27 protein-coding genes are annotated in these 26,984 nt (G+C 64.3%); 11 read left to right on the top strand and 16 right to left on the bottom strand.

The genetic code is table 11. From position 1 onward, the window contains the following. The first annotated feature begins 93 nt into the window (after positions 1–93). Positions 94–1,341: a threonine ammonia-lyase gene (locus tag sphantq_RS04015; protein WP_066603399.1), complete on the top strand. Its 1,248-nt coding sequence runs from the start codon at positions 94–96 to the stop codon at positions 1,339–1,341. A 112-nt stretch (positions 1,342–1,453) separates the two neighbouring features. Continuing rightward, positions 1,454–2,272 (top strand): arginyltransferase, encoded by an 819-nt coding sequence (locus sphantq_RS04010; protein WP_066603396.1) that lies wholly within the window; start codon positions 1,454–1,456, stop codon positions 2,270–2,272. 367 nt (positions 2,273–2,639) lie between these two features. Here the strand turns inward: sphantq_RS04010 and sphantq_RS04005 are convergent, their stop codons facing one another. Both sphantq_RS04005 and sphantq_RS04000 read right to left on the bottom strand, forming a co-directional pair. After that, entirely contained in the window at positions 2,640–3,734 is a 1,095-nt protein-coding gene (locus tag sphantq_RS04005; RefSeq protein ID WP_272799662.1) for an RcnB family protein, read from the bottom strand. Positions 3,735–3,910: 176 nt separating this feature from the next. After that, complete coding sequence (locus sphantq_RS04000; RefSeq protein WP_066603389.1) at positions 3,911–4,393, bottom strand: GAF domain-containing protein; 483 nt, start codon at positions 4,391–4,393, stop codon at positions 3,911–3,913. Between the two features lie 173 nt (positions 4,394–4,566). On the opposite strand from sphantq_RS04000, the gene sphantq_RS03995 reads away from it, so the two are divergent. Then, complete coding sequence (locus sphantq_RS03995; protein WP_272799661.1) at positions 4,567–4,983, top strand: hypothetical protein; 417 nt, start codon at positions 4,567–4,569, stop codon at positions 4,981–4,983. Continuing rightward, entirely contained in the window at positions 4,980–5,531 is a 552-nt protein-coding gene (locus sphantq_RS03990) for a phosphatase PAP2 family protein (protein WP_272799660.1), read from the top strand. Before sphantq_RS03995 ends, sphantq_RS03990 begins: the two co-directional genes overlap by 4 nt. A gap of 57 nt (positions 5,532–5,588) precedes the next feature. On the opposite strand, the gene arfB is transcribed toward sphantq_RS03990, so the two are convergent. Further along, positions 5,589–5,993 carry an alternative ribosome rescue aminoacyl-tRNA hydrolase ArfB gene (arfB, locus tag sphantq_RS03985; protein WP_066603380.1) on the bottom strand — a complete coding sequence of 135 codons (405 nt, stop codon included), beginning with the start codon at positions 5,991–5,993 and terminating at the stop codon, positions 5,589–5,591. Next, a complete protein-coding gene (locus tag sphantq_RS03980; RefSeq protein WP_066603378.1) occupies positions 5,980–6,657 on the bottom strand; it encodes an RluA family pseudouridine synthase in 678 nt (225 codons plus the stop codon). Before sphantq_RS03980 ends, arfB begins: the two co-directional genes overlap by 14 nt. 74 nt (positions 6,658–6,731) lie before the next feature. Here sphantq_RS03980 and sphantq_RS03975 point away from each other — a divergent pair, with 74 nt between their 5' ends. Next, a complete protein-coding gene (locus sphantq_RS03975) occupies positions 6,732–7,691 on the top strand; it encodes an acyltransferase family protein (protein ID WP_272799659.1) in 960 nt (319 codons plus the stop codon). Here sphantq_RS03975 and sphantq_RS03970 read toward each other — a convergent pair. The 3 genes from sphantq_RS03970 to sphantq_RS03960 all read right to left on the bottom strand — a co-directional run bounded on the left by sphantq_RS03970 (position 7,688) and on the right by sphantq_RS03960 (position 9,866). Further along, positions 7,688–7,924, bottom strand: a complete 237-nt coding sequence (locus tag sphantq_RS03970; protein ID WP_066603373.1) for a hypothetical protein — start codon at positions 7,922–7,924, stop codon at positions 7,688–7,690. The two genes, sphantq_RS03975 and sphantq_RS03970, sit on opposite strands and share 4 nt — an antisense overlap. Positions 7,925–8,441: 517 nt before the next feature. Further along, on the bottom strand, positions 8,442–9,041 hold the full coding sequence (gene wrbA / locus sphantq_RS03965) for an NAD(P)H:quinone oxidoreductase (RefSeq protein WP_066603370.1): 600 nt from the start codon (positions 9,039–9,041) through the stop codon (positions 8,442–8,444). A gap of 105 nt (positions 9,042–9,146) precedes the next feature. Further along, positions 9,147–9,866, bottom strand: a complete 720-nt coding sequence (locus sphantq_RS03960; RefSeq protein ID WP_272799658.1) for a pirin family protein — start codon at positions 9,864–9,866, stop codon at positions 9,147–9,149. 106 nt (positions 9,867–9,972) lie between these two features. Here sphantq_RS03960 and sphantq_RS03955 point away from each other — a divergent pair, with 106 nt between their 5' ends. From sphantq_RS03955 to sphantq_RS03945, 3 genes are all read left to right on the top strand, one after another. Then, complete coding sequence (locus sphantq_RS03955; protein WP_066603363.1) at positions 9,973–10,866, top strand: LysR family transcriptional regulator; 894 nt, start codon at positions 9,973–9,975, stop codon at positions 10,864–10,866. Between the two features lie 304 nt (positions 10,867–11,170). Beyond that, complete coding sequence (ctrA, locus tag sphantq_RS03950; RefSeq protein ID WP_066603360.1) at positions 11,171–11,878, top strand: response regulator transcription factor CtrA; 708 nt, start codon at positions 11,171–11,173, stop codon at positions 11,876–11,878. Between the two features lie 153 nt (positions 11,879–12,031). After that, complete coding sequence (locus sphantq_RS03945; protein WP_066603356.1) at positions 12,032–12,724, top strand: pentapeptide repeat-containing protein; 693 nt, start codon at positions 12,032–12,034, stop codon at positions 12,722–12,724. 116 nt (positions 12,725–12,840) lie between these two features. On the opposite strand, the gene sphantq_RS03940 is transcribed toward sphantq_RS03945, so the two are convergent. Next, positions 12,841–13,542 (bottom strand): hypothetical protein, encoded by a 702-nt coding sequence (locus tag sphantq_RS03940; protein WP_272799657.1) that lies wholly within the window; start codon positions 13,540–13,542, stop codon positions 12,841–12,843. A 104-nt stretch (positions 13,543–13,646) separates the two neighbouring features. Continuing rightward, positions 13,647–14,930 (bottom strand): S8 family serine peptidase, encoded by a 1,284-nt coding sequence (locus tag sphantq_RS03935; RefSeq protein WP_129925979.1) that lies wholly within the window; start codon positions 14,928–14,930, stop codon positions 13,647–13,649. An 88-nt stretch (positions 14,931–15,018) separates the two neighbouring features. Between sphantq_RS03935 and sphantq_RS03930 the strand changes: the two genes are divergently transcribed. Further along, positions 15,019–15,507: an RNA polymerase sigma factor gene (locus sphantq_RS03930; RefSeq protein ID WP_272799656.1), complete on the top strand. Its 489-nt coding sequence runs from the start codon at positions 15,019–15,021 to the stop codon at positions 15,505–15,507. Next, positions 15,504–16,196, top strand: a complete 693-nt coding sequence (locus sphantq_RS03925; protein WP_272799655.1) for an anti-sigma factor — start codon at positions 15,504–15,506, stop codon at positions 16,194–16,196. The genes sphantq_RS03930 and sphantq_RS03925 overlap by 4 nt, the downstream gene beginning before the upstream one ends. 50 nt (positions 16,197–16,246) lie before the next feature. Here the strand turns inward: sphantq_RS03925 and sphantq_RS03920 are convergent, their stop codons facing one another. The 7 genes from sphantq_RS03920 to sphantq_RS03890 form a co-directional block, all read right to left on the bottom strand. Beyond that, positions 16,247–19,402: an amidohydrolase family protein gene (locus tag sphantq_RS03920; protein ID WP_272799654.1), complete on the bottom strand. Its 3,156-nt coding sequence runs from the start codon at positions 19,400–19,402 to the stop codon at positions 16,247–16,249. Between the two features lies 1 nt (position 19,403). Then, complete coding sequence (locus tag sphantq_RS03915; protein WP_272799653.1) at positions 19,404–22,250, bottom strand: TonB-dependent receptor plug domain-containing protein; 2,847 nt, start codon at positions 22,248–22,250, stop codon at positions 19,404–19,406. A gap of 131 nt (positions 22,251–22,381) precedes the next feature. After that, positions 22,382–23,134 (bottom strand): metallophosphoesterase family protein, encoded by a 753-nt coding sequence (locus tag sphantq_RS03910; RefSeq protein ID WP_272799652.1) that lies wholly within the window; start codon positions 23,132–23,134, stop codon positions 22,382–22,384. A gap of 16 nt (positions 23,135–23,150) precedes the next feature. Continuing rightward, on the bottom strand, positions 23,151–23,705 hold the full coding sequence (gene dcd, locus sphantq_RS03905) for a dCTP deaminase (RefSeq protein WP_066603336.1): 555 nt from the start codon (positions 23,703–23,705) through the stop codon (positions 23,151–23,153). A 6-nt stretch (positions 23,706–23,711) separates the two neighbouring features. Next, the gene (locus sphantq_RS03900; protein ID WP_066605471.1) at positions 23,712–24,170 is read right to left on the bottom strand and encodes a cytidine deaminase; all 459 of its coding nucleotides are present in this window, start codon (positions 24,168–24,170) and stop codon (positions 23,712–23,714) included. Beyond that, the gene (locus tag sphantq_RS03895) at positions 24,170–24,838 is read right to left on the bottom strand and encodes a GH25 family lysozyme (protein ID WP_272800178.1); all 669 of its coding nucleotides are present in this window, start codon (positions 24,836–24,838) and stop codon (positions 24,170–24,172) included. The genes sphantq_RS03900 and sphantq_RS03895 overlap by 1 nt, the downstream gene beginning before the upstream one ends. Before the next feature lie 28 nt (positions 24,839–24,866). Next, positions 24,867–25,349 carry a UPF0262 family protein gene (locus sphantq_RS03890; RefSeq protein WP_066603330.1) on the bottom strand — a complete coding sequence of 161 codons (483 nt, stop codon included), beginning with the start codon at positions 25,347–25,349 and terminating at the stop codon, positions 24,867–24,869. 114 nt (positions 25,350–25,463) lie between these two features. On the opposite strand from sphantq_RS03890, the gene sphantq_RS03885 reads away from it, so the two are divergent. Next, positions 25,464–26,948, top strand: a complete 1,485-nt coding sequence (locus tag sphantq_RS03885) for a replicative DNA helicase (protein WP_066603322.1) — start codon at positions 25,464–25,466, stop codon at positions 26,946–26,948. Positions 26,949–26,984: the final 36 nt, after the last annotated feature.

Below are 26,984 nucleotides of genomic sequence, written 5' to 3'. Positions count from 1 at the left end.
GCCTCGTACATTTAGTGCGTGGTTCCCGCCATAGGGCCAGTTTTCCGACAGTGCCAGTTTCTTCGCCCGCAATTTTCGTTTAGGTGCCCGCACATGAACACGCTCGCCAAGATCGAAAGCGCCCTGCCGCTGCCCATCACCGTCGATGACATCCTTGCCGCCCGCACCCGGATTGCGGGTTCGATTGTCAAGACGCCGACTTTGATCAGCCAGACGCTGTCGAACATGCTGGGCTGCAACGTCTATCTGAAGTTCGAAAATCTCCAGTTCACCGCCGCCTATAAGGAACGCGGCGCGCTCAATCGCCTGATCCAGCTGGATGACGCAGCCAAAGCCAAGGGCGTGATCGCGGCATCCGCGGGCAATCATGCACAGGGTCTGGCCTATCATGGCAAGCGGCTGGGCGTGCCCGTCACCATCGTCATGCCCACCACCACGCCCACGGTGAAGATCACGCAGACGCAGGGCCATGGCGCGACCGTGGTGCAATATGGCGAGAAATTCGACGACGCTTACGCCCATGCGCGGCTGATGGAGGAGGAACAGGGCCTGACCTTCGTTCATCCCTTCGACGAACCCGACATCATGGCCGGGCAGGGCACGGTCGCGCTGGAAATGCTGGAAGATGCGCCGGAGATCGACACGCTGATCATCCCGATCGGCGGCGGCGGCCTGTTTTCGGGCATGGGCACCGCGGCGCGGGCGATGAAGCCGGATATCCAGCTTTATGGCGTGCAGGCGGAACTGTATCCGTCGATGTACGACTTCATCAAGGGCGCGGACCTGGCCTGCGATGGCGATACGCTGGCTGAGGGCATCGCCGTCAAGCAGCCCGGCGAGCTGACTCGCCGCTTCGTGGAGCGGCTGGCCGACGACGTGCTGCTGGTCAGCGAACGACGGCTGGAAGAGGCGTTGAGCCTGTTGCTGCAGATCGAAAAGACCGTGGTGGAGGGCGCGGGCGCCGCGGGACTCGCCGCGCTGTTGACCTATCGGGAGAAATTCGCCGGGCGCAATGTCGGGCTGGTGCTGACCGGCGGCAATATCGACACCCGCCTTCTCGCCAATGTACTGCTGCGCGACCTCGCCCGGTCGGGCCGTCTGGCGCGCCTGCGGATCATTCTGCAGGATCGCCCCGGCGCGCTGTTCCATGTCGCCCGCATCTTCGATCAGGAAGCGGTGAATATCCTGGAACTGGCGCATCAGCGTATCTTCACCAACCTTCCGGCCAAAGGATTGACCCTGGACGTCGAGTGTGAAACGCGCGACCGCGGCCATCTGCAACGGTTGATCGCGGCGCTGGGCGAGGCCGGTTATGAGGTCGCGCCGATCGAGGTTGCGTAACGGCGGGAGCGGACCACGATTTTTCGTGGTAAACGCCCTTTTCAGAGGAACATCGGGACGGCATAGTCGAAAACATGACTGATGTCCGCCGCCATGAAAGGAAGCCTGGAGCGTGACCGCCGCCTTCCGTTTCCCTCGTTTCTTTGTCACCAATCCCAGCCCTTGCCCGTATCTGCCGGGCAAGAGCGAGCGGAAGGTGTTTACCGAACTGAATGGCGAGAATGCGACGGAGCTGAACGACGCGCTGGGCCGAATCGGCTTTCGTCGCAGCCAGAATGTCGCCTATCGGCCAAGCTGCGCGGATTGTTCCGCCTGCGTGTCGGTGCGCGTCTGCGCCAACGAATTTCAGCCCAATGCGACCCAGCGCAAGCTGATCCGTCGCAACAGCGACCTGATCGTCACGGCCTGTAAGCCCTGGTCCACCGAGGAACAGTTCGCCCTGCTCCAGCGCTATCTGGTCGATCGTCATCCCGGCGGCGGTATGACCGAGATGGACGAGATGGACTTCTCCGACATGGTCGAACAGACCCCGGTCGACAGCTATATCATCGAATATCGCGAACCGGGCGTCGATGGCCGCCCCGGCAAGCTGATCGGCGCCTGCCTGACCGATCGGCAGGGCGATGGCCTGTCGATGATCTACAGCTTCTTCGACACCACGCTGGAGCATCGGCCGGGCCTGGGCAATTATATCATCCTGGATCACATCACCCGCGCGGCGAGCGCCGGGCTGCCCTATGTCTATCTGGGCTATTGGGTCGATGGGTCGCAGCGGATGCAATATAAGATCCGCTATCGCCCGCTGGAAAAGCTCAGCCGCAGCGGCTGGGTCCGGTTCGACCCGCACGAGCAGGCGCAGGCCATTCGCGGCGCGCAACAGCGTGACGAACCGCCGCTTCCCGTCGAACTGGTGGGCATGTACCGCAAATAGACAGCCAGATCGGCGAAGGTCGATCGTTCAATGATGGTTGTGCCATCCGTTTCGGTTGCTGCAACCTGATGCGCTTTTGTCTTGTCGGTCTTCGAACCGATTTTGCCGCCATTGCTGCGCTAGGTAAAACAGAACGGTGCCGCGCCAAACGCCAACGCGCGGGCTGGTCGAGGTTTAGATCCTGATGACATGCAGCGGACCCTGGCGTGTCTGGCGCGATGCGTCGGGCAGGACTTTCATCTGGGCCGACCACTACCGGGCGGCACCTTCAGTTCTCCGAAATTCGATCGGCAAAAAAGGGGTCGGGCCTGTGCGGCCCGACCCCGATCCAGCGCTGGTCCGGCGTCGTGACTCGCCTGACCAGCGCTTATTTGCAGCGGCAGCTTCGAACGGCCCTGCGGCGTACCGGCTGGCGAACCGTTTCGGTGACGTAGGTGGTCGTCGTAGTCGTTGTCGTCTGGGCGGGCTGTATCGTGACGGTCGTCACCACCGGTGCAGGATAATAATAGCCACCCGCGATATAGCCGCCGCCCTGCTGCACCACCGGGCCCGGACCCGCCGACCAATGCGACGCCCCGGCATAAGGCGGCGCGTCATAGTCGACGCCAGCGCCGCGCACTTCGCCCTCGAACCGGCCGTCATAGGTGCCGCTCACCTGCCGCCCGTCATCCGTGGTCCAGGTGCCGGTCCAGCGGCCTTCATAATCGTTCTGGGTGGTGACGCTGTCGTCGGCGTAGCCATAGCCATCGTCATAGCCCACGCCCGGACGACGCGGCGGGGGCGGCGCGTTGCGGCGCGGTCCGTCTTCCGCCTTGTCGATCGCCAGGCCCGCCACGGCGCCGACGCCGGCGCCGATCAGCGTGCCCGCGGTGCGATTGCCGCGTCCGGCGATGCGGTTGCCCGCTACGCCTCCCACGACCGCGCCGATCGCGGCGCCGCCCACGCCATTGTCGCGGCGCGGTTCGTCATAATAGGCGTCATCGCCATCGGGACCATAGCCGCCTTCGTACCGATCCCAGTCGATGTCGCTGCGATGGTCGTAGACCCGACCATAACGGTCGGTCATCACTGCATCGTCATAATAGCGCGACCAACCATAGCCATAGGCTGGCGCGGGCAGGCCATAGGCGCCATAATTGGCGATATAATAATTGGGGCTGGTCCAATATTGCGGCAGGACATAGCCATAGACCGGGCGCCGATAACCGCCCCACCCGCCCGGCGCGCGCCAGCCGGCGAACCAGCGGCCGTTATGGCGCGGTCCCCAGCGATGCGCGCCCTTGTTCCAGTTTCCGTTCCAGCCGCCGCCGGGACGCGGCATGTGCATACCGCCGGGCCGGGGGCCGGGGTGCGGCATCGACCCGCCGGGGCGTGGTCCGTTCGCGCCGCCCGCGATCGCCGGTGTGGCGACGCCAGCCAGCGCAATGCTCGCCCCCAGAAGCAATAGGGTTGGAGTCCGCATGGTTAACACTCCCTGTTTTCATGGCGCGCCAACCGGATGCGCAGCCCAAAAATGCTAACGCTTCGTTTAGCATGGCGATCCGCGGCTATCCATGATCCAGGCCGTCAAATCCTGTCCCGAAACGGGGCGGAAAGGGGCGATGCCAAGACACGCCGTAAAGAAACAGGGTTAACCGATCAGGAAATACGCGCCGCGATCCGCGCCGCCAGCGCCTCCAGCCCCCTGGCATCATCCGAGTCGAACCGGGCGAGCAGCGGACTGTCGAGATCGATCACGCCGATCAGTCGTCCGTCGTGCAGCACCGGAACCACGATTTCGGATGCGCTGGCGGCGTCGCAGGCGATATGACCGGGAAAGGCGTGGACATCCTCCACCAATTGCGTTTCGCGGGCCGCCGCCGCCGCCCCGCATACGCCGCGGCCGACCGGGATGCGGATACAGGCGGGCTTGCCTTGGAACGGGCCAAGGACCAGTTCTTCCTCCACCATGCGATAAAAGCCCGCCCAGTTGAGATCGGGCAGGAACTGCCAGAGCAGGGCGGACAGGTTCGCCATGTTGGCGACCGGGTCCGGCTCCGATGCTGTCAGCGCATCGGCAGCCGAAAGCAGGTCGGCGTAGAGGGTGGGCTTGTCGGCGGTGGAGGGGGCGAAGTCGTACATACCGCGTCCTTAATATCAGTTTGGGCGGTCGCCTAGTGGCCCGATCCTGACATTCGGCGCCGCTTGAAGGTGGATCGCCCTCAAATATCAAAACCAACCCAAAAGGATGCGCGTCTTTATCCGTTGGTAACCTTGTTTAGTTAGCAGTTCCCGCATTCGCGGAGACGACATCCATGACCAACAGAAAGAAAATACTGCCGGAGATCGGCATTTCCTTGGCCATGTTGGCAACGATGCTGCTATTTTCGGTATGGCATCAACTACCCATCATATTTCCAGCCGGCGAACGCGCGGCCTATGTCGGGGTCCATTACCTTTATCCACTGATCGGCGTGGGAATTTGGGGAGCATTTGCCTATTTTGGCCAGAAAAAGGCGCTTGCCCGGACATTCCTGATCGCCTTACCCTGTTATGTCGTTGTGCTGTTCGCACATTTCAATATAAAATTATGGATCCCACACATAAATCCATATGTTTATGATGAATTATATTGGTCGATCGATCAGTATTTACGTCCGGTCGTCGATTTGTGCATGATGATCCGCCGAATGATGGTGTCGATCATACCTATGAAGCTAATTTTTACATGATCGGCTATATTGCAATGTTCTATTGCAGTTTTTGCTATCATGCAGTGCGGACGCCGACGGTCTTTTCCCAATTGGTTATTGCCGCCCTTTTGTTGCAAGTGATTGGCACCTTGGCCTATTTGGTCGCGCCGGCGGTTGGTCCCTTTATCTACGAACAGGGATTGAATCCGATGGTCACGTCCGGGCAAACCAGCATGTTCGATTTCTACCAGCGTTCAGTGGCAGAGGGGCCGGCCTGGCTGCAACGAAATGGCGGGGTCGCCTTCACCGTCGGGCTTGCGGCAATGCCGTCCTTGCATACGGCCGCAGCCTGCCTCTTCCTTGGCTTCGCGTGGCAGCATGGCCGCATATTGCTACCGCTTTATGCTTTCCTGACATTCTTCATCATGGTGACTGCGGTCGCGACGCGCTGGCATTATCTGATCGATCTGCCGGTCGGCGTCCTGATTGCATGGGCCTCCCTGGCGCTTGCCAAGCGATTGACTAGAGGTGCGGTTGAAGAGCAATCCGTTGTCGTGCCGGCCATCCTGCAACCCGAACCAGCCTGAGCACCAAAGCGGTATCGGGAACTGGCTCGATCCCGTCCTACGATCGGACGTTATTTCTCAGTCCAGTTGAACCTTTCCACGCCCCTGCTTGATCGTGCCGCGCGCTTTTTTGGCGTCGGTGCGCCGGGCCTTGGCCGCCTTGCCCGGTTTGGTGGCGATGCGGCGGGCATCGCGGACATGGGCCTTGGCGATCATGGCGCTCAGGCGATCGCGCGCGTCCTGCCGGTTCGCCTCCTGCGTGCGAAAGCGGGACGCCTGGATCACGATCTCATTGCCGGATGTCAGGCGCGATCCGGCCAGTTCCTTGAGCTTGCGATAGGCGTAGGGCGGCAGGGCCAGCTTGAACAGGTCCACGCGCAACTGGACGGTCGTAGCCACCTTGTTGACATTCTGCCCGCCCGGCCCGCCGCCGGTGATGAAGCGCTCCTCCAGCGCATCATCGGGAATGTCAAAGTCCGGCATCGTCCAGCAAATCCTGGCCAAAGCCTGCCGCCGCGAAGGTCGCAGGCAGGGCGGCGCTCGCCTCCGCCGCGGGCTTGTCGCCGCGCGGCATACTCAGGAAACGACTGTGCAACAGCATGGCTCCTTCCCCGTCACCATAGACCGGATCGCCCACGATGCCGAAGCCCAGGCCATGCAGCGCATGGACGCGGATCTGGTGGGTGCGCCCGGTCTGGGGGGAGAAGGCGATCAGCGACCGGCCGTCCTTTTCCGCGACCTTGCGCCAGTGGGTGATGGCGTTCTTCCCCGCCTTGGCCGGGATCATGCGCCATCCTTCCGCCGCGGAACTGATCTTGCTGAGCGCCAGTTCGATCGTGCCTTCATCCTCTGTCGGCACGCCTTCGATCACCGCGACATAGCGTTTGACCACCGTCCCGGCCTCGAACGCGGCGGCGAAGCGCTTATGCGCCTTGGGGTTGCGGGCCAGCAGCAGGCAACCGCTGGTGTCGCGATCCAGCCGGTGTACCGGCAGCGGCCAGCGCTGGAAACCGAAGGTCAGCGAGGCGAGGTGATTTTCGAGCGCCATGGAGCCGTCGCGCGGCGCATCGACCGGCAGGCCCGCGGGCTTGTCGAGGATGAGGGCTTCGCCATCAATGAACAGCACATGGTCGGTAAGCAGGGCCAAGGAGGAGTTTCCGATCGGGACAATAAGGGGTGGGGAATTGACGCGCGCGCGGCTTCCTATAGGCGGTGGAGGCGATGGAATACAGGGGGCATGATCGGCGTCAGGCGCAATTTCGGCTGGACTGGGTCGATGTCGCGCGCGGATTGGGCATATGGGCTGTGGTGGTCGGCCATGTCTGGACCCGCGGGCCGCTTCGCGACGCCCTATATAGTTTCCATATGCCGCTCTTCTTCCTGCTGTCCGGGATGCTGTCGCGGCCCCAGGATGTCGGCGCGTTCACGCGGCGGCAACTGGTCGGTCAGATGCGGCCCTATCTTCTCTTCCTGGCGCTGTTGATCCTGATGGATCAGATCATCGAACCGCTGAAGGGCGGTCGGCCCATCTTCCATCAATGGCCGGATGATCTCGCACCGATCCTGCTGGGCGGCTTCTGGTTGCGCGGGCCTTACACCATCTTTTGGTTCGTGCCCTGCCTAATGATGGCGCGCATCCTGTTCAATGTCGCGCTCCGCCGCTGGCCCGATGTGCTGGACCGGCGCTGGGCGATGCTTCTGCCGCCGATGCTGGTCCTGGCCTATGCGCTGGGCTGGTGGACGCAGGCATCGCCGCTGGGTCTGCTGAGCGTGCCGATGGCCTTCGTGCTGCTGTGGGTGGGGGCGCTCTGGCCGCGGGTGCGGTGGCGGGGCTGGATGGTCGCCCCGCTGAGTGCGCTGGCCTTGGTCGGGCTGGCGGGGGTCATGCCGACGCTCAACATGAAGGCCGCAGATTATGGCTGGCCCTTGCTGTCGATCGCATCGGCCATCGCCACATCCCTATTGCTGTTCCGCCTGTCTGCGCTGGTAGCGCCCTTTGCCGGACCAGTCGCGGCGGTGGGGCGGGCGTCGCTGGTCATCATGTACGCCCATGTCGCCATCATCCATTATCTCTCCCCCTATATGGGCAAGCCGTGGCTATTGCTGGCGGCGCTGTTGATCCCGTTCGCGATCGCCCGGCTGATCCGCCTGTCGCCAGCGGCCAGCCGCTGGTTGAATTAGCCGTCCTGAATCAAAGACATGCGATCGTCAGCCCCTGCGCGGGCAACAATGGCATAGGCGGCCTGGGCGATGAGTTGCGCCTGAGTCAGCGACGCCTTGTCCTCCTTTGATGCCTGCGCGGTGGCGACCGGATCGGCGACAGCGGCGGCTTGGGGGGATGCGTAATAGCCCGCGTCGCTCAGTCGATCGGTCAGGGTCGCGTCTGGGGTGGGAGCGGCTGTCGCGGCGGTCACCTGGCGTGGGCCGGAGGACGGCGCGCTATAGGTCAGCGGTTCGGATGCCGTAGGGGTCGCAACAACGGGTTGCGGCGTCGATGTAACTGGATCGCTGGGGGCAGTTATTGTCGCTGGCGTCGGTGTCACGGGACTGACGACCGTATCCAGCGTCTTCTTGATTTGTCCCCACGCTGTGCTCGCGCCCGTCGCATTGATTGTGCTGGCCATTTAATAATTCTCCGGTCCCCCCGTTCTTATCCGTCATCGGGCCTGCAATGCCGTCAATGAAAAGGGTTGGCGCCGCGTTAAGCGTCCAGGCCGGTGTCGTTACGCGCTTGTCGGACGACTGGCGAGGCTGGATGAAGAGGATTGGCGCGAAACTCGCCTATTCTCGAAATGGCGTCGCCCCTCGCCAGCATCAACGAACAAGGGCTGGCGCATAGTGCCGATGCGCCAGCCCCTTACGGCCGTTTCAAGCCCTGATATCACCCAAGATTCTTTCCACTCGACTTTCGTTAGACGGCGCGAAAGGCGATCAGCCGTGCAGCTTGATTGCGGTTTCGGCGATCCGACGGCCCTGATAGCGGGCGCCGTCCAGTTCCTCTTCCGACGGCTGGCGGCTGCCGTCGCTGTCGGCCAGCGTGGTCGCGCCATAGGGCGATCCGCCGCGCACCTTGTCCACGCCCATCTGGCCCTGGAAGCCATAGTCCAGGCCGACGATGGTCATGCCGAAATGCAGCAGGTTGGTGATAATCGAAAAGAGGGTGGTTTCCTGCCCGCCATGCTGGCTGGCGGTCGAGGTAAAGGCGCCGCCGACCTTGCCATTCAATGCGCCGCGCGCCCACAGGCCGCCGGCCTGGTCAAGGAAGGCCGCCATCTGGCTGGACATGCGGCCAAAGCGGGTGCCGGTGCCCACGATGATCGCGTCATAATCGGCCAATTCCGCGACGGTCGCGATCGGTGCGGCCTGATCCAGCTTGAAATGCGCGTTCTGGGCGACTTCGAGCGGGGCGGTTTCGGGTACGCGCTTGATGTCGACCTGCGCGCCGGCGGCGGTTGCGCCTTCCGCTATGGCTTTCGCCATCGTCTCGATATGACCGTAGGAGGAATAGTAGAGAACCAATATCTTAGCCATGATGTATCTCCTTGAAAGGGTGAGGAAAAGGGTGGCCGCCTGCATGAGGGGATGCAGGCGGCCCGGCCCATCCGAGGGGGGAGGATAATGGACGGGCCGAAGGGGTCAGATGCTGTCCACCAAAACGATTTCAGCGTCTTCGATCGCCGTGATGGTGATCGGCGCGCCGCCCAGGATCGCCGCGCCGTCGCGGGCCTCGAAGGGCTGGCCGTCAATCTCGATCCGGCCCGTCGCCGGGACCAGATAGAGGTGGCGGCCGTCCGCACTGTCATAAGTCACGCTCTCGCCCGCCCGGACCGTGCCGCCCAACAGGCGGGCGTCGGCGCGGATGCGCAACGCTTCCTTGTCGTCGTCATAGCCGCTGGCCAGGACCGCCAGCTTGCCGGAGCGATCGCCCTTCGGAAAAGGCTTGGCGCCCCAACTGGGCTGCCCGCCACGGGCGCGGGGAATGACCCAGATCTGGAACAGGGTGGTGGTTTCATCCTCCAGATTATATTCGGCATGGCGAATGCCGGTGCCCGCCGACATGACCTGCACGTCGCCAGCCTCCGTGCGACCCTGGTTGCCCAGGCTGTCCTTGTGCGTGATCGCGCCAGTGCGGACATAGGTGATGATTTCCATGTCGGCGTGCGGATGCGGCGGAAAGCCGGAACGGGGGCCGATTTCGTCATCGTTCCACACCCGGATGGCGCCCCAGTGCATACGGTCGTCGGCATGATAGTCGCCGAAGGAAAAATGATGGCGCGCGTTCAGCCAGCCATGGTCGGCATGGCCGAGCGACGCGAACGGGCGACGCTCGATGCGGCTCGTTGTTGTCGTGGTCATATAAAGTGCCTTTCGTTGCGGAGGCGGAGGCTTCCGCTTGCTTTCCGACAATCTAGCTATCAGGATCGTTTCTTAAATCGGCAGCTTTGAAACGGATTGTTTCCTGATGCGACTACCTGACTTCGAGGCCTGGGCCATGTTCGCCGCGGTGGTTGAACATCGCAGCTTCACCGATGCGGCCAAGGCGCTGAGCGTGTCGAAGGCGACCGTGTCCAAGGCGGTGACGCGGCTGGAAGAGCATCTGGACACCAGCCTGTTCAACCGCACCAGCCGCCGTCTGGCGCTGACCGAAAGCGGCAAGCGGCTGGCCGACCATGCCCATCGCATCCTGGCGGAGGGGCAGGCGGCGGAGGAAGCGGCGCGCGATGAAACCGCGGAACTGTCCGGCGTGGTGCGACTGGGCGCGCCGATGACCTTCGGCCTGCTGCGCGTCGCGCCGCTGGTGGCGCAATTCACCAAGGAGCATCCCATGGTCGATGTCGACCTGCATCTGTCCGATGCGCAGATCGACATCGTCGACATGGGGCTGGACGCGACCATCCGCATCGCCGACATGCCCGACAGTTCGCTGCGCGCGCGGCGGCTGGCGGACGTGACGCTCTATACCATCGCGTCGCCCGCCTATCTGGACGAACGGGGGCGGCCGCAACATCCAGCCGACCTGGGGACCCATGACTGCCTCTGCTACTCCAACGTCGCGGCGCCTGATGTGTGGCGCTTTGCCGGGCCGGGGCAGCAAAATGTGGTGGTGCAAGTGCGCAGCCGCATCACCGTGAACAGTGGGGAGGCGATGCTGCCCGCGCTGCGCATGGGGGTGGGCATCGCCCGGCTACCCGACTTCATCATCGGCGACGCGCTGGCGAAGGGAGAGGTAGAGGAAATATTGGTCGATTGGCGGCCCGCACCCTTCGGCCTGCATCTCGTCACGCCGCCGTCGCGCCTGCGCCCCGCGCGGGTCGAAGCGTTGCTGGACTATCTGACGACGCATCACGGCTGTTAACCCGCAATATTAAGGTTAGCGAAAAATTTCCGTCCTCGGTTCAGGATGATGGACGTTTGGGCGCATGAGAGCGTCGTTTCGCAGGTGAATCCATATTGACTCCGGGCGGACCGTTTCGCCCTCAACTCTTTGTAAATAGATTCGTTTTGATGCGACTCGCGGATTCCTGCCGGTTAGCGAAAAATTAACCTTTGTCCTTCAGAAGTTTTTTGGTTAATGATTTGGAGCAGAAGCCGTTCTGGTGGGGTGAACGGGACTGCGATCCATCGGCGGGATTGGCCGAGGTGACAACAAGGGGCTTCACATGCGCGTGCTGCTGATTGAGGACGAACCGACCACCGCCAAGGCGATCGAGCTTATGCTCACGACCGAAGGCTTCAACGTCTACACGACCGATCTGGGCGAAGAAGGCCTCGATCTGGGCAAGCTCTATGATTACGACATCATCTGCCTGGACCTGAACCTGCCTGACATGCACGGCTATGACGTGCTGAAAAAGCTGCGGGCGGCCAAGGTGCAGACCCCGGTGCTGATCCTGTCGGGCATATCGGAGATGGACAGCAAGGTCCGCTCCTTCGGCTTTGGCGCCGACGATTATGTGACCAAGCCCTTCCATCGCGAAGAGCTGATCGCCCGCATCCACGCCGTCGTGCGCCGGTCCAAGGGGCATAGCCAGTCGGTCATCCGCACCGGCAAGCTGGCGGTGAATCTGGACGCCAAGACGGTGGAAGTGGACGGCAACCGCGTCCACCTGACCGGTAAGGAATATGCCATGCTGGAGCTGCTCTCGCTCCGCAAGGGCACGACGCTGACAAAGGAAATGTTCCTGAACCACCTTTATGGCGGCATGGACGAACCTGAACTCAAGATCATAGACGTCTTCATTTGCAAGTTGCGCAAGAAGCTTGCTCTGGCCTGTAGCGGCGACAATTATATCGAAACGGTCTGGGGTCGCGGCTATGTGTTGCGCGATCCTGACGAGATCGTGGAGGAGCAGGCCAAGGTCGCCTGATCCCAGACTGGTTAACGGGGGTGGAAAGGCCGGGGTCCGACAGGGTGCCGGCCTTTTCCGTTTCGGGTCGGCTTGACGGACGATGTTCTCTTTTTGATCGCCTTTTCCCTTTCGACCGTGGATCATCGGCAAGGTTGGCGTTAAGGCGGGAGCATGGATGACCTGTTTGCCGATCGATCCCTGAGTGAACAGACGCTGGGCAGGGGCGACATCGCGCCGCTGGCCAAAAAAGGCTTGCCGGCGCATCTGATCGATTGCGACCTGGACGAGGCCGACCTGTCGGGGCTGGACCTGTCGCGCTGGATATTCGAACGCTGTCAGGTCCGCCGCACCGATTTCACCGACGCGAAGCTGGATGGAACGCGGTGGCAGTCGTGCCGCGGCGGATTCGTGCAGCTCGCTGGCGCGGACCTGCGCGAGGCGGAGTTTCTTGCTTGCGACCTCAATAACGGCGTGCTGCGCCGCGCCAAGCTGTTTGGCGCCAAATTCGAACGGTGCAAACTGACCGGCGCGGACTTGTCCGACGCGAGCGCGCTGGACGTGCAATTTGCCGAAACGCTGTTGGTCAACGCGCGGCTGCCGGGCTTTTCCTTTCGCAAGCAGGTGCTGACCGCAGTCGATTTCAGCCAGGCGGACCTCGCCAAATGCGATTTTCGCGGCACCTTGTTCGACGGATGCAGCCTGCGCGACGCGGCGCTGGACGGGTGCCGGTTCGATGGCGCGGACTTGCGCGAGGCGGATATCGGCGGATTGCGGCTGGTCAATGCCGGGCTGTTCCGCGGCGCGACGATTTCTCGCGAGCAGGCGGGGCAATTGCTGGGCGAATTGGGCTTGAACGTGCGCTGATCGGCGAAGTTGAACGGGCCAGCGGCCTCAAAGGCTGCCGGCCCGTTCGTCAGGCGGTGGGGCGTCGGGCGGCGGCGTGGAACTTGACCGCCGTCCGTATCACGCCCCGTGCGGGGTCAATCGTCCGCCTGATTGGGGGTAGGGGTGTTGCGACTTGTCGAGCCCTGGCCGCTGGCCTCACCCGAAAGCTGGCCACTGGCATCAATCGACGCGGCATTGTCGAGCGCGCCCGTCCCCTGGCCCGCGGCGTTGCCGGCCGCCGATCCTGCGCCGCTCGCCACGCCCGATGCGCGGTCGCGGGTTGCGTTGAGCGCCGCGCCGGCTCGATCGCGGCTGTTGGCGACGGTCGTAGCGGCGCGGTCCCGCGCGGCGGTGGCGGTATCGGTCGCCCGATCCCGCACGCTGCCGGCCGTCTCCCCGGCCCGATTCCGCACGGCGCCGACGGCGTTACGTGCGTCGCTGGCGCCGAGCGTGTCGATCGCCAGGCCGCCGCTGGCCGATCCACCGGCAGAACCCGATGCGCTGCCGCTGCGGGTCTTGCCCTTGCTAGTCGCCGATCCGGTGGCCGAACCATCGGCGCGGCTGCGGCTTGATCCGCTGGCCTCGACGCGGCCATTATCGAGATCGACGCTACGGTCGAGGCTGCCTGCGCCGTCAAGCGTGCTGCCCAGCGATCCGCCAAGGCCGCCGCCTGCGCCGCCCAAAGCGCCGCCCAGCGATCCGCCCAGGCCACCGCCGCCGCCCAGAAGCTGGGCCGAGGCGGGCGTCGCGGTCAGGGCGGCGAGGCAGGCGGTCGCGATCAGGAACTTGGCTTTCATCACTCGTCTCCTTCATGTGCATATCGATGCGATGAAAGGAGAACGGGAGGGACGCCCGCTTTAATCCCGACGGCCCAGGAAAAATTTCAAGTCACTGAAAATTATTAATTATTTCTACAAGTACCGCAGATGACCGGCGTCTTGCCTTTAGTGGGCGGGGTCGCTTCGGCGCGCAGCGCGGCGATGTCGCCACGCATCAGCAACCGACCCGCGACCAGCGGCGCGGCGAAGCTGGTGCCGCGCACCGCCCCCTTGCCGCCCTGTGTCGTCGCCGCCTGCATGTCCGCGCCGGGCGCGGCGAAATCGACATGGAGCGCGCGGCCGGCTTCGGGCAAGGGCCGCCCACGCCCGTCGATCCCGGTCACAGCGACGACGCCGGGATAGGATGCGGGATAGGCGGGCGGGGCGGCCGGGCCGTCATTGCCGACCGCCGCGACCAGGATCACGCCCTTGTCCCGCGCCAGGCGGATCGCGCCATCGAGCAGCGGATTGGCCGGGCCGACCAGGCTGACGGTGACGACGCGCACCCCACGCGCCGCCATCCATCCCAGTGCGCGGACGATGGCGAAGGCGCCGCCCCCGGCCGGATCGTCGCCATAGACGTCCGCGACCAGCAGCGATGCGCCGGGCGCTCCGCCCCGCACCACCCCCTCGCCACTGATAAGCGAGGCGACAGCGGTGCCATGGGCGCTGGCGCGCGGCGCGCCCTGCGCGAAGCCGCGTTGTTCGATCGGCCCGCTAAGCGCGGGATGCTGCGCTACGCCGCCGTCGATCAGCCCAGCGAGCCGCCCATCGACCCGGCCGCCGCCCGCCAGCGCGGCGCTGGCGAGGAACCATGCGTTGCCGCTCGGAAAATAGAGATTATCCGCACTGGCCTGCGCCCGCGGGGCGATCCGGCGCGCGTCGCGCAGCGCCCTGGCCAGGCTGCGGCCTCTGGGCGGGGTCAGGCGGGCGACGGCCAGGTCGATGCCCTCCACGCTCTCGCCGTCCACGCCGTAGCCCGCCGCGCGTAAGGCATCGAGGGCGCCTTCGTCCGCGCCAGTGAGGAGGATGACCCCTCGCCGCGCCGGTTCGCGCCGGTCGTCCAGCTCGATCCGGTCGCCATGGCGACGCAGCAAATCGGTGACGCGCGTGGCGCGCGCCGCCGCCAGCCGGTCGGCGAGGCGGGCGGGCGACAAGCGGTCGAGGTCGGCCGCATCGACCGCGCCGCCAAGCTGGTCCATGATGTCAGGCACCGCTTGACCCACCGCGCCCAGCCCGCCGCCGCCGCCGGGCAGCAACTGCGCCTGGGTGGCGGATGGCGCGATCAGCATCATCCCCGCGATCATCCAGGGGTGCGTCAGTTTCATGTCCGTCTCACCGATCCTCTCGTCTGCAAAATCAACCATTGCGAAAAAATGTCCATCCGTCTTCTGTCTGCGGGATGAAACGGATGGGCTGGCGCGTTTCATCCTTCGAACAAGCGACGGAGTGCTGATGTCGTTCGAACGCGACCTGCTTGCGATCCTGCCCCGGCTGCGGCGTTTTGCCGCCAGCCTGTCGCGGGACCGCGCCGATGGCGACGATCTGTGCCAGGCGGCGCTGGAGCGCGGCCTGAAGGCCCGCGACCAGTGGCAGCCCGGCACCCGTCTGGACAGCTGGATGTATCGGATCATGCGCAACCTTTGGATCGACGAGGCGCGCGCGCGCCAGCGCGCCGCCAAGACCTTCGCCCCTGAAGAGGCTGGCGCGCATGTCGGCCATGCCGGCGACCGCGATGTGGAGGCGCATATGATGCTGTCCGACGTCGACCGCGCGATGCAGGCCTTGCCGCAGGAACAGCGCGAGGCGATCGCGCTCGTGCTGGTCGAGGGCCTGTCCTACAAGGAAGCGGCGGCGGTGCTGGGCGTGCCGATGGGGACATTGACGTCCCGGCTGGTGCGCGGGCGCGGCGCATTATTGGAACTGATGGGAGAGGCAGCATGACGGACATAGACGAAGCCATGCTGATCGCACTGGTCGATGGCGAACTGGACGAAGTCAATCGGCGCAGGGTCGAGCGGGCGGTGGCCGCCGATCCGGCGCTGGCGGCGCGGCTGGCGCAGCATCGCTCGCTGCGCGCGCGGCTGGCGGGCCATTATGCGCCGGTGGCGCAGGAGCCGGTGCCCGACCGCTTGCGCGCCTTGCTGGAGGAGAGCGCGAAGGTGACGCCGCTGGCGCGACCGGCGTCCCGCTGGCGGAATTGGGCGATGGGCGGGGCGATCGCCGCCAGTCTGGTGCTGGGATTGGGTCTCGGCCGTATGTCGGGCACGGGACTGGGATCGATCGGAATGCGGGATGGCGTGATGGTGGCGCGGGGCGCGCTGGCGACCGCGCTCGATACGCAACTCGCATCCGCGCAGGGGGTGGATGGCGCGATCCGCATCGGCCTGACCTTCCAGCGTCAGGGCGGCGGCTGGTGCCGCAGCTTCGATGGCCCCATTGCGGGCGTAGCCTGCCGCGAGGAGGAAGGCTGGCAGGTGCAGCAGGCTTTGCCCGGCGCGGGTTCTCAGACTGCCTATCGACAAGCCTCCTCCGTCGACGCGCGGGTCATGGCGACGGTGGACGCGCTGATCGACGGCGCGCCAGCGGATGCCGCTGGAGAGAAGGCGGCGCAGGCGAAGGGGTGGCGGTAGAATTATCAGGGCTCCCGCGCCACCTGCGCGGGAGCCCTTAGCTCTCCAATCTAGGCGTGCGCCACCGCATGGCCCGCGCAACACGCCGCACGGCTGCTTTCGACATAGTCGGCGTCATGCCACCAATAATGTTGATGGGCGTCCGCCAGCATCGGCAGCATCTTGCTCGCCGCCGCCTGTGGCTTGGCGTCGACGAAGGGCGCCATCAGCGCTTCGGGCGTATGGACTACGCCGTTGGCGATCACCTGTTTCACATTGGCGACGGCCGCGACGTCTTTCAGCGGATCGCCGTCCACCAGGATCAGGTCGGCCAGCATCCCGCGCTCGATCCGGCCGACCGGCTCGCCCAGAAATTCGCCGGACCAGCGGGTCGTCATCATCAGCGCCTCATAGGGGGAGATGCCGAACTTCACCATGCCGCGCAGGTTGAGGTGCAGGCTGATCGCGGTCAGGTCGATCGGCGCGTCGGTGCCGGAGAAGGGATGCCATCCCGCCGCCAGCGTCATCTTGATCTGCGCAACCTGCCGTTCCAGCGACGCGAGCATCGGCTTGCCGCCGTCGCCCGACATCGCCTTCACCCGCGCCAGCAACTTGTCATATTCCCATTGCGGATAAAGCGTCGTGATCCGCGGATCACGGGTAAAGCCGTCGTCCAGCCCCAGCAGGGACGTGGCCGCGAACAGGGTCGGCGTGCGCCCCGCCTTGGCAGCGGCGAACAGGTCGTTGACGTCATGATAGCCGCCGCCGAGCGACGTGATGGTGCGCGAATAGCCATAGCGGTTGGTCGCGCCGGTATGCTCCATGCAATCCATGCCGCTGTGGAGCGCAGGATAATGATAGTGGGACGACAGGTGCATCCCCATTTTGTGGGAGGCGTCGACCACTTCCTTCTGCGTGTCGTGGCGCAGGCGGACATAGGTTTTCACCATGTCATAATCCAGCGCCTGGGCGCGCTCCAGCTCGAGCGCCATCTGGCCCTTTTCGGTGACCGGCCGCATGAAATTATAGAAGATGCGGCCGCCGTCGATCGCTTCGCCAGTGGCATAGTGACGCGCGGCGATGCGCTTGCCGCTCTGGATCGACTCCCGGTCCTCCACCATATGATAGGCGGGGCAGCCGGGCGACCGGGTCGCCGTCACGCCCATCGCCAGCCACAGCCGCCCCATACGGTCGCCATAGCCATAGCCCGCCATCTGCCGATGGGTGTGCATGTCGATCAGGCCCGGCATCAGGGTAAGGTCGGGCGCGTCGATAATCTTCGCGTTGGCGTCGGACGCGCTGGCCCCGCGCGGCGTGACGGCGCTGATGACATTGCCGTCCAGTACGACGTCGACCTGCGTCTTGTACTCGGTCGAGAGGGTATCCCACACCTTGCCAGCCCGTATGACTGTGCGACCGGAAGGCTTGGCATTGGCCCAGCTAAGGCGGCAGGGGACGGTCTGCGCCGCGCCGCCGGTGGCGGCCACGATGCGCAGCTTGCCGTTGCTGAGATAAAGAAGCTTGCTGCCGTCGCCGCTCCAACTGGGCGCGTCGGTGACTTCGGTGGTGATTTGCGTGGGCGCGGCGGTAAAGCTGCCGTCGGGCGCGACTGGCGCAACCCACAAGGTGCTGGCGAAGACGAAGGCCATGCTCTTGCCATCGGGCGACCAGATCGGGCCGTCATGCCCGCGCGTGCCGAGCGACTTGCCTTCAGATACCGGGCGATAGGTGCCCTTGCCGGTGGTGAGATCGACGGTCAGTATCTGGCTGGCGCCCTCGCGATAGCGGCCGGTGACGGGCTTGAAGGCGGCATAGGCGATGGTCTTGCCATCAGGGCCAAAGCTGGGACGGCCCGGCTCCCAGAGCGCGTCGAACCGCTTGGTCACCGCGCCGCTCGCCACATCGACGGTATGGAGCGCGCCATCCTGGTCGAGAAAGGCGATCATCTTGCCATCCTGCGACCAACTGCCCCAGGCGACCGCCTTGTCGGGAATGTTGGTGAGTTGGCGTTCCTTGCCAGTGGCGACGTCATGCAACCACAGGTCGAGCGTGCCGCCGCGGTCGGAGGAATAGGCGATGTTCTTGCCATCGGGCGACCAGGCGGGATCGCATTTATGGAAGCCGTCGCCGACGATCCTCTTGGGTGCGCCGCCAACGGGCATCAGATAGAGGTCGTTGAGCGCGGCGAAGACGATGGTCCGGCCGTCGGGCGAGAGCATGGGCGCGGCGATGCCGACCACGGGCTTTGGCGCGGTGGAGGTGAAGTCGCGCGTTTTCTTGCGATAGTTAGGGGTGGTGACCGGGACTTGCGTCTCAAAGGGGATGACGCTCGCCTTGCCGCGCTTCAGGCTGCGCAGCTTCCCATCGGACCCGTAAAGGATCGCGCCGTCCCTGGTGAAGGCGGGGCGGAACGGATAAAGATCCTCGCCCGCGACGATATCCTTGCCGTCCATGACCAGCGTCATTGATCCGGGCTGGACGCGGGTATAGGCGATGCGACCGTCAGGCGCGAAAGCCGGGGCCATGATAGCCGACGGGTTGAATCGGTCCGCAGATGGCGTCACCGACGCCACGTCCGTCACCGCCCCGCTGGCGATATCGACCGCGACCAGCTTCGTGCCGCCCGCGACATAGGCGACGCGCTTACCGTCGGGCGACCAGGCGGGTTCGCTGTCGTTGGTCGTGCCCTTCGACAATGGCGTGACCTGGCCGCTCGCCACGTCGAGCAGGTAGATGGCGTAGCGACCGTCCGCCCGGTCGCTGGAAAAGGCGATCGTCTTGCCGTCGGGCGACCAGCGCGGCTCGCGATCATCCAGCAGCCCGTCCGTATGCTGGCGCATGTCGCCGCCGTCCGCCGCGACCGACCAGATGTGGAAATGGCCGGTGCGATAGGATTGGAAGGCGATGCGGCTGCCGTCGGGCGACCAGTCCGGCTGGGCCAGATCGTCGAAATCGCCGGAGAGCCGCTTCAACGGTCCCCCGCCGACCGGCAGGGACCACAATATCCCCAGCAGGTCGAAGGCGATGCGCTTGCCGTCGGGCGACAGCGCCAGTGCGACGTTGGTGCAGTCCTGCACCGTCACCAAGGTCTCCTTGCCGGCGGCGGGGGCGCCGGGGCTTTGCGCCGCCCCCGATTGCGCTAACGACCCCGCGCCGCCCGCCGCGAGCAAACCGATCCCGCCCGCCGCCATCGCCTCGCGCCGGTTCAATCCTGCTGTCTTCGTCATGTCAGAACTCCAGGTTCAACCGGCCATAATAGAAGCCGCCGCTGATGCCGTAGGGTGCGTAGGCATTGTAAAGGAAGCCGACGAACTGGTTTACCGGCTTCAACTTGTTCGGGTAGGTGTTGAGCAGGTTGTTCGCGCCGACCGAGAGCTTGACCCCCTTGGTCAATTTATAGCCGATTTCGAGATCGACGATGACTTTGGGCTTCAGCTCTTCATCGACATAATCGCGGAAGCACACGTCGCTCACGACATTGACCGCGCAGGCCGTGAAGTCGGCGGTGTGAAAGGCTGTGGCGTTTGCGCGCTGGACGATCTTGCCGAAGCGCGTGGCGCGCAGGTTCATGTTGAAATCATCCTTTTCCCAAAGGACGTTGGCGATGAACTTGTCGCGCGGCGTGCCTTCGGTAAGGTCACCCTGCTTCGTGCGGCCGATCAGCGCCAGGCCCGATGCTGCGATCGGCCCCGGCACCGGGTCGATATGGGTGAAGATGGTTTTGTTGAAATTGGCCGAAAGGCTGATCGTGGCCAGACCCATGTCGCCCAGACCCGCGCGATAGGTGCCGACGATGTCGAAACCGCGGGTCCGGGTGTCGGCGGCGTTGGAGAAGATCAGTCCGCCGGCGATCCCGTAAATGCCTGCTGCCTCCAGCGCGCTGATGACGGTCGGGCCGCTGAGCGTCTCGCTCAGCAGGATGCGGTCCTTGATCTTGATCTGATAGGCATCGACGGTGAGGTTGAGGTTCGGCGCAGGCGTGAGCACGATGCCGGCCGAGAAGTTGACGGACTTTTCGGCCTTGAGCGGCACGGCGCCCAGCGCCCTGGCCGCCGCGCCCTCGACCGGCAGCGCCTGAACCGGCAACAGGACGCTGACGCCATTCTGAATCACGCCGATTGTCGATGACGATGCATAATGTTGCTGTTGCAGCGTCGGTGCGCGGAAACCTGTGCTGGCGGTGCCGCGAATGGCGAAGCCGCGCATCGGTTCGATGCGGAGCGAAGCCTTGCCTGTATTGGTGGTGCCGAAATCCGTATAATCTTCGTGGCGGCCGGCGAGGCCGAACTCAAGGCCCTCGACGATCTTGCCTTCCACATTGGCATAGGCGCTCCAATTGCTGCGGCTCCAACTTCCCGCGCCTTCGGGAACGAAACCGGTCACGCCTTGCGCGCCGACGCCGGTGCGCTGCTGTCCCGCGAGCCAGGAGCCGGGCGGCGACACATAATTGCCGTTGATATAGGATTCAGGGTCGCCGGCCCCGATCATGAATTTGTTTTTCTTATATTCTGCGCCCACCGCCAGCGATAGCGGGCCGGCCAGGCCGACATCAAACTCTTTCGAGAGGTCTAGATTATTGGTCCATTCGTCGAACCGAATCTTGCCAAGATAGAAGGTCGTCGGGCTGGCCGTACCCATCGAAGGGTTGAGCGATGTGGTCTGCTTATATTTGACCTCGTCCTGCGAATAGGTGGAACTGATGTCGAAATGCACGCCGCCGCCTATTTCGCCGCGCAGGCCGAGGGCATATTGGAAATCCTCGTCATAGACATGGATGCGCGGAATATAGCCTTCGGGATAGATTTCGATGATGTTGTTGAGCGCGGCGGGCGTGCGGTAGGTCAGCCAGCCCGCGGCGTGGCGCTTGGAATATGTGCCGAAGCTATAGGCTTCCAGGCTGTCCCCCACCGGCAGCATGGCGTCATAGCTGACATTGCCGCCGATCACCTCCGGCTGGCCGGCCTTGCCGCGATAACGATCAAGATCGGGATTGGCGTTGCGCGGATCGCCGGTGGGATAATAGGTGCCGCCGATCGCCGAGCCTTTGACCAGCGTTCCCGCCTGCAAGACGCCGTCCGCCGCAAGATGGATATAGCCGCCGTCCGGTCCGATCGAAAAGCCGTTGTCGATCTGCCACCGGCCCTGTTCGCCGCCATTGTCGGCTGTGCTGCCCAGGGTCAGCGCCGCGCCGCCGGCCGTGTCGTTCTTCAGGATGACGTTGACGACGCCGGCGATCGCGTCGGACCCATATTGCGCAGATGCGCCGTCGCGCAGCACTTCGATCCGCTGGATCGCGTTGCCGGGGATAAGGTCGAGATCGGGCGGAGACTGGCCGTTCTGGACCGATCCGTTGATGAACAGCGTGGCGGAATTATGCCGTCGCTTGCCGTTGACCAGCACCAGCAACTGGTCGCCGCCCAAGCCGCGCAGCGACAGGGTGCGCACCGCCCAACTGGCGCCCGCGCCATTGTTCGACACGTTGATGGATGGGACGAGCGTGCCGAGCAAGTCGCGCACAGACTGCTTGCCGCTCGATTCCAGATCCTTTTCGCCCAGCACGTCGATCGGTGCCAGGCTTTCGGCGACGGTGCGGTTGGTCGTGCGGGTGCCGGTGACGATGATCGGCGTCGCGTCCTCGGCCGGTTCGGGGGCGGGGGCCATGGCCATCGCCTGTGTGCCCGCGCCCGGCAGGCTGGCCTGGGCATATTGCAGCGCCAGCGGGCTGCGGCGCGCGGCGCTGCGATTGGGGGGGGCGGCGAGCGCGATCACGCCTTCGCCGGCGGGGCTGGAGGTGAGATCCGTGCCAGCGAGCAAGCGGGCGAGCGCATCCTGGGTGGACAGCCAGCCCTGGATGCGGCGGCTGCGGATCGCGGCGACCTCGTCATAGGGGAAGAGGATGCGCACGCCCGACTGCACCGACAATTCGCGCAGCGCGCTGCTGAGCGGCTGGACATGGATGTCGAATTTATGGCGCTGGGTCAGCGTGGCGTTCGGCGTGGCTGCGGCCAGAAGTTGCGTAGGCGAGACGAGGCAGATGGCGAGGGCGACCCCCGCCACGGCATGGCGAATATGCATTGTCTGTTCCCCTGAATGTAGCGGCATCCCCTGCCGTTCCACCCCCTTCCAACGAAGAATGTCGGCTGTCCCGCTATCGAATTTTCAAGAAATGTGACGCTTGTCCAGAATTGCCGCTGACAGGGCGCAAATCACGGCTTGGTCTGGAGCGTCCATCGGCTCGTTCCCTCCAGCCCCAACGCGGTCAAGCGGCCGGACAGGAATGCGCCAGTGTCGATCCCGATCCGGCTGGCCTGTTCGTCCACATCCTCGCTGATGCTGTGGCCATGAACGATCATGCTGGGATGGCGGCCGCGATGCGCCAGAAATTCCTGCCTGATCCAACGCAGATCGGCTGGACTTTGGTTCCCGATCGGCACGCCGGGACGGATGCCGGCATGGACGAACAGATAATCGCCCATCGCGATGCTGTCGGGCAGGGCGTCCAAAAAATCGACATGGGCGCGCGGGACATGGCTTTCCATCCAGTCCACAAGTTCGGCATCGGTCATGACGCGGAACAGGGCGGGCTCCAGGCCATAGCTGGCCAGCGTCGCCTCGCCCTCCATGCGGCGGAACAGGGGCAGGGCGCGCAGGTCGCCACGTGCGGCGAGCACGAAGGCTTCCTCATGATTGCCCTTGAGGCAGCGCACGTCGCCGCCCGACGCCGCCAGCGCCATCACCGTTTCCACCACCGCGCAGGATTGCGGTCCGCGATCGACCAGGTCGCCCAGCAGGATCAGGCTGATCGGCTTGCGCGCACGGTCCTTGTCGTCCTGCGCGATCATCGCCAGCAGCGCGTCGAGCAGGTCGGCGCAGCCATGCACGTCGCCGATCGCATAGACGCGCCGGTCGCCAATGTCGGGCGGCGGCGCGCCGCGCTTTACCCTGCGCCAGAAGTTCATGGCGAAGAGTGTCGCATTACAGGCGGGGCAATGTCACGCCCTGCTGCCCCATATATTTGCCCGCGCGGTCGGCATAACTGACCTCGCACGGTTCGTTGCCTTGGAGGAAGAGGAACTGACAGGCGCCCTCATTGGCGTAGATTTTCGCGGGCAGCGGCGTGGTGTTGGAAAATTCCAGCGTCACATGCCCTTCCCAGCCCGGCTCCAGCGGGGTCACGTTCACGATGATGCCGCACCGCGCATAAGTGGATTTGCCGAGGCAAATGACCAGCACGTCGCGCGGCACGCGGAAATATTCGACTGTGCGGGCCAGCGCAAAGCTGTTGGGCGGGATGATGCAGCAGTCGGTCTGGCGATCGACGAAATTCTTCGGATCGAAATCCTTGGGATCGACGATCGTGCTGTCGACATTGGTGAAGATCTTGAATTCGTCCGCCACCCGCGCGTCATAGCCGTAGGAGGACAGGCCGTAGCTGATGCAGCCTTCGCGCCGCTGGCTCTCCACGAACGGCTCGATCATGTTGGTTTTCAGCGCCTGTTCGCGAATCCATTTGTCGGAAAGAATGGCCATGTCGTGTCAGCTCTTTTTCTGAGGGCCGATGCCCAGGTCCGCCGGACCAAAGGCATGGGGAAGGAGTTGGGCGACCGTGAGGTCGATGACGCGGTCGCCGCTGGGCGTGGCGCAATAGATAGCGAGCGTGCGGCCAGCCAACTGTTCGGCCTCGTTCATGATCTGGCGGCACCGGCCACAGGGGGTGACGAGCACCTCCTGCGCACCATCCATCGCGCCTCCGACCACGGCGATTTCCGTTACGTCAGCGAAACGACCTTGGGCATTGACGGTGGCCAGCGCGACCGTTTCGGCGCACAGCGACAGGCCGTAGCTGGCATTTTCGAAATTGCAGCCGGTGACGATGCTGCCGTCGGTCAGCCGCACCGCCGCGCCCACGGCAAAGCGGCTATAGGGCGCATGGGCGTTGGCCATCGCATTCCGCGCGGCCTCGATCAACTGTCCAACTCGCTGTTCATCGTGCATCAGGGCGCCACCACATTCCATCGAACCGGACCATCAACGCCGTCGATATGCCGCATGTCGCTGGCTGTCCACATCACCCAGGGTTTGGTCGCATAATCGGGCGGGAAGAAATTGCCGTCCAGCCACAAGGTCCGGTTGATGCCTGACCCGACGTCATAGGCCTTGTCGAAATCTTCGGTCACATTGAGCAGCACCGTCTTGCCGGCATGACCCTCGACCAGGTTGACCAGCGTATTAAGTTCGGACAGCAGCAGGTCGCGGTTCGGCCGCGCCGTGCAGGCGGGGGAGAAGGCGAGGCGGATGACAGGCGGCAGCGCGGCATTGTCGCGTGGCACGGTGGTCATATAGCGGGTCGCCTGATCCATCGCGAGGCGGCAGGGGGTGAACTCCAGCAGCGCGCCATAGCGCAGGCCCGCAGCCCGCGCCGCGCGCCAGTTGGCGGCGAAGGCCGGGTCGCGCCGGTCGGCGGCGTCGGCGGCGCGGATATAGGCGAAGTCCGCGCCCTGCGCCGCCAGCGTGCCCCAGTCGACCGGACCATTGTCGGCGCTGATGCTGACGCCTTGGACGGGATATTGGTCGCGGCTGGGCGCCCAGCCGCGCGCATAGAGAAACAGCCCCAGCGCCAGCGCCGCGACCACCGCCAGTCCCGCGGCAATGCGGACCAGCAGGCCCCCCAAAGTTACAACCCTGATCGTCCTACCCCTTGATATGCAGCACGCAGATGAGCGTGAACAGCCGGCGCGCGGTATCGAAATCGACCTCGATCTTGCCCTCCAGCCGTTCTTTCAGCACCTCCGCCGCATCATTGTGGATGCCGCGGCGGGCCATGTCCACCGTCTCGATCTGTTGCGGGGAAGCGTTGCTGATCGCCTGATAATAGCTGTCGCAAATGGCGAAATATTCGCGGATCGGGCGACGGAAGCGGCCCAGGCCCAGAATGATCGCCTCCAGCGGGGCATCATCCTCCCGGTTGATCTCGATCACCAGCCGACCATCCTCGACCCGCAGCACGACCTTGTAAGGACCGGCATAGCCGTCGGCATGGACCCGCTGCGGCGCGAAGTGATTATCCTCCAGCAGGTCGAAGATCGCGATGCGCCGTTCCTGCTCCACGTCGGCGTTGCGCCACAGGATCGTGCGCTGGTCCAGCTGGATGTCTATGATGCGCGGATCGGCCATGGTGAAGCGGATAGTCAGTGCGGCGGCGCGCGGCGAAAAGCAAGCGCGACTTATCCACAGATGGTTTCCGCCTTGGCCCTTGCGCCGTGCGCGCGCGCAGAGGAAAGAGAGGCCATGGTCGAACTGCTGAAAATCAACCCCGCCGAAAATCCCGGCACCGAATTGCCGCGCAATGTGGAGGCCGAAGCCGCGCTGCTGGGCGCGATCATGATCGACAACCGCATTGCCGAGGATGTCCAGCTCAAGATTAAGGCCGAACATTTTTTCGAGCCGCTGCACGGCCGTATCTACGACGCGATCATGCGCTTGCTGGACAAGGACATGATCGCCAATCCGGTCACGCTCAAGCCCATGCTGGATATGGATCCAGCCTTGAAGGAGCTGGGCGGGGCGGCCTATCTGGCGCAACTGACCGGCAATGGCGCGGCGCTGATCGGCGCGCGCGACTTCGCCACCCAGATCTATGACCTGGCGCTGCTGCGCGAACTGGTCAATGTCGGCCGCGAACTGGTTGAAAATGCGTTGGACACCAGCGAGGCCGTCAATCCGCGCGAGCAGATAGAGGCGGCCGAAGTCGCGCTCTACAAAGTGTCGGAGGGCGAGGGCGAGGGCGGTTCGGTCAAGAGCTTCCTCATGGCCTCCACCGCGGCGGTGCAGGTGGCGGAGCGTGCGCTCAACAGCGGCGGTCATGTGTCGGGGATCACGACCGGGATCAACAGCCTGAACGCCAAGATCGGCGGCCTGCACAATTCGGACTTGATGATCCTGGCCGGTCGGCCGGGCATGGGAAAGACGTCGCTGGCGACGAACATCGCCTATAATGCGGCGTCGCGCTGGCTGCGCGACAATGCCGACGGCATCCCGGCGGAAAAGAATATGGGCGCCAAGACCGCCTTCTTCAGTCTCGAAATGTCGGCCGACCAGTTGGCGACCCGCGTTCTGGCCGAACAGTCGGGCATCAGCGGCGAAGCGCTGCGCATGGGCAAGATCAGCCGGGCGGACTTCCAGAATCTGTCGCGCGCGGCGCGAGAGTTGCAGGAATTGCCGCTGTTCATCGACGATACGCCGGGCCTGACCATCGCCGCGCTGCGCACCCGCGCGCGCCGGTTGAAGCGCCGCCACGATATCGGCTTCATCGTCGTGGATTATCTTCAGCTATTGCAGGGCACTGGCCGCGGCAACGAAAATCGCGTTAACGAGATTTCTGAAATTTCTCGCGGGTTAAAGACGCTGGCGAAGGAATTGCATGTTCCGGTGCTGGCGCTGTCGCAGCTCAGCCGTGCGGTCGAGCAGCGCGAAGACAAGCGGCCGCAGCTCTCCGACCTGCGCGAATCCGGCTCGATCGAGCAGGATGCGGACATGGTCTGGTTCGTGTTCCGTGAGGATTATTACGAAGCGGCCAAGGAACCCAAGCCCGACGATGAGGCGGCTTACGCCACGTGGAAGGAAAATATGGAGCGGATCTACGGCCTGGCCGAGGTGATCATCGCCAAGCAGCGTCACGGCTCCACCGGCCGCATCCGCATGAAGTTCGACGCGAAGATCACGCGATTCTCCGACATTGCGGACGATAGCTATCAGGATTTGAACTACGAATAACCTGGCCGATCAGCCCCCGTTCGTGTCGTCTGAAAC

The organism is Sphingobium sp. AntQ-1, assembly GCF_028538045.1.
In the GTDB taxonomy this organism is placed as follows: Bacteria; Pseudomonadota; Alphaproteobacteria; order Sphingomonadales; family Sphingomonadaceae; genus Sphingobium; species Sphingobium cupriresistens.
The sequence above is the reverse complement of the archived record's forward strand: the minus strand, read 5'-3'. Positions and strand labels throughout refer to the sequence as shown.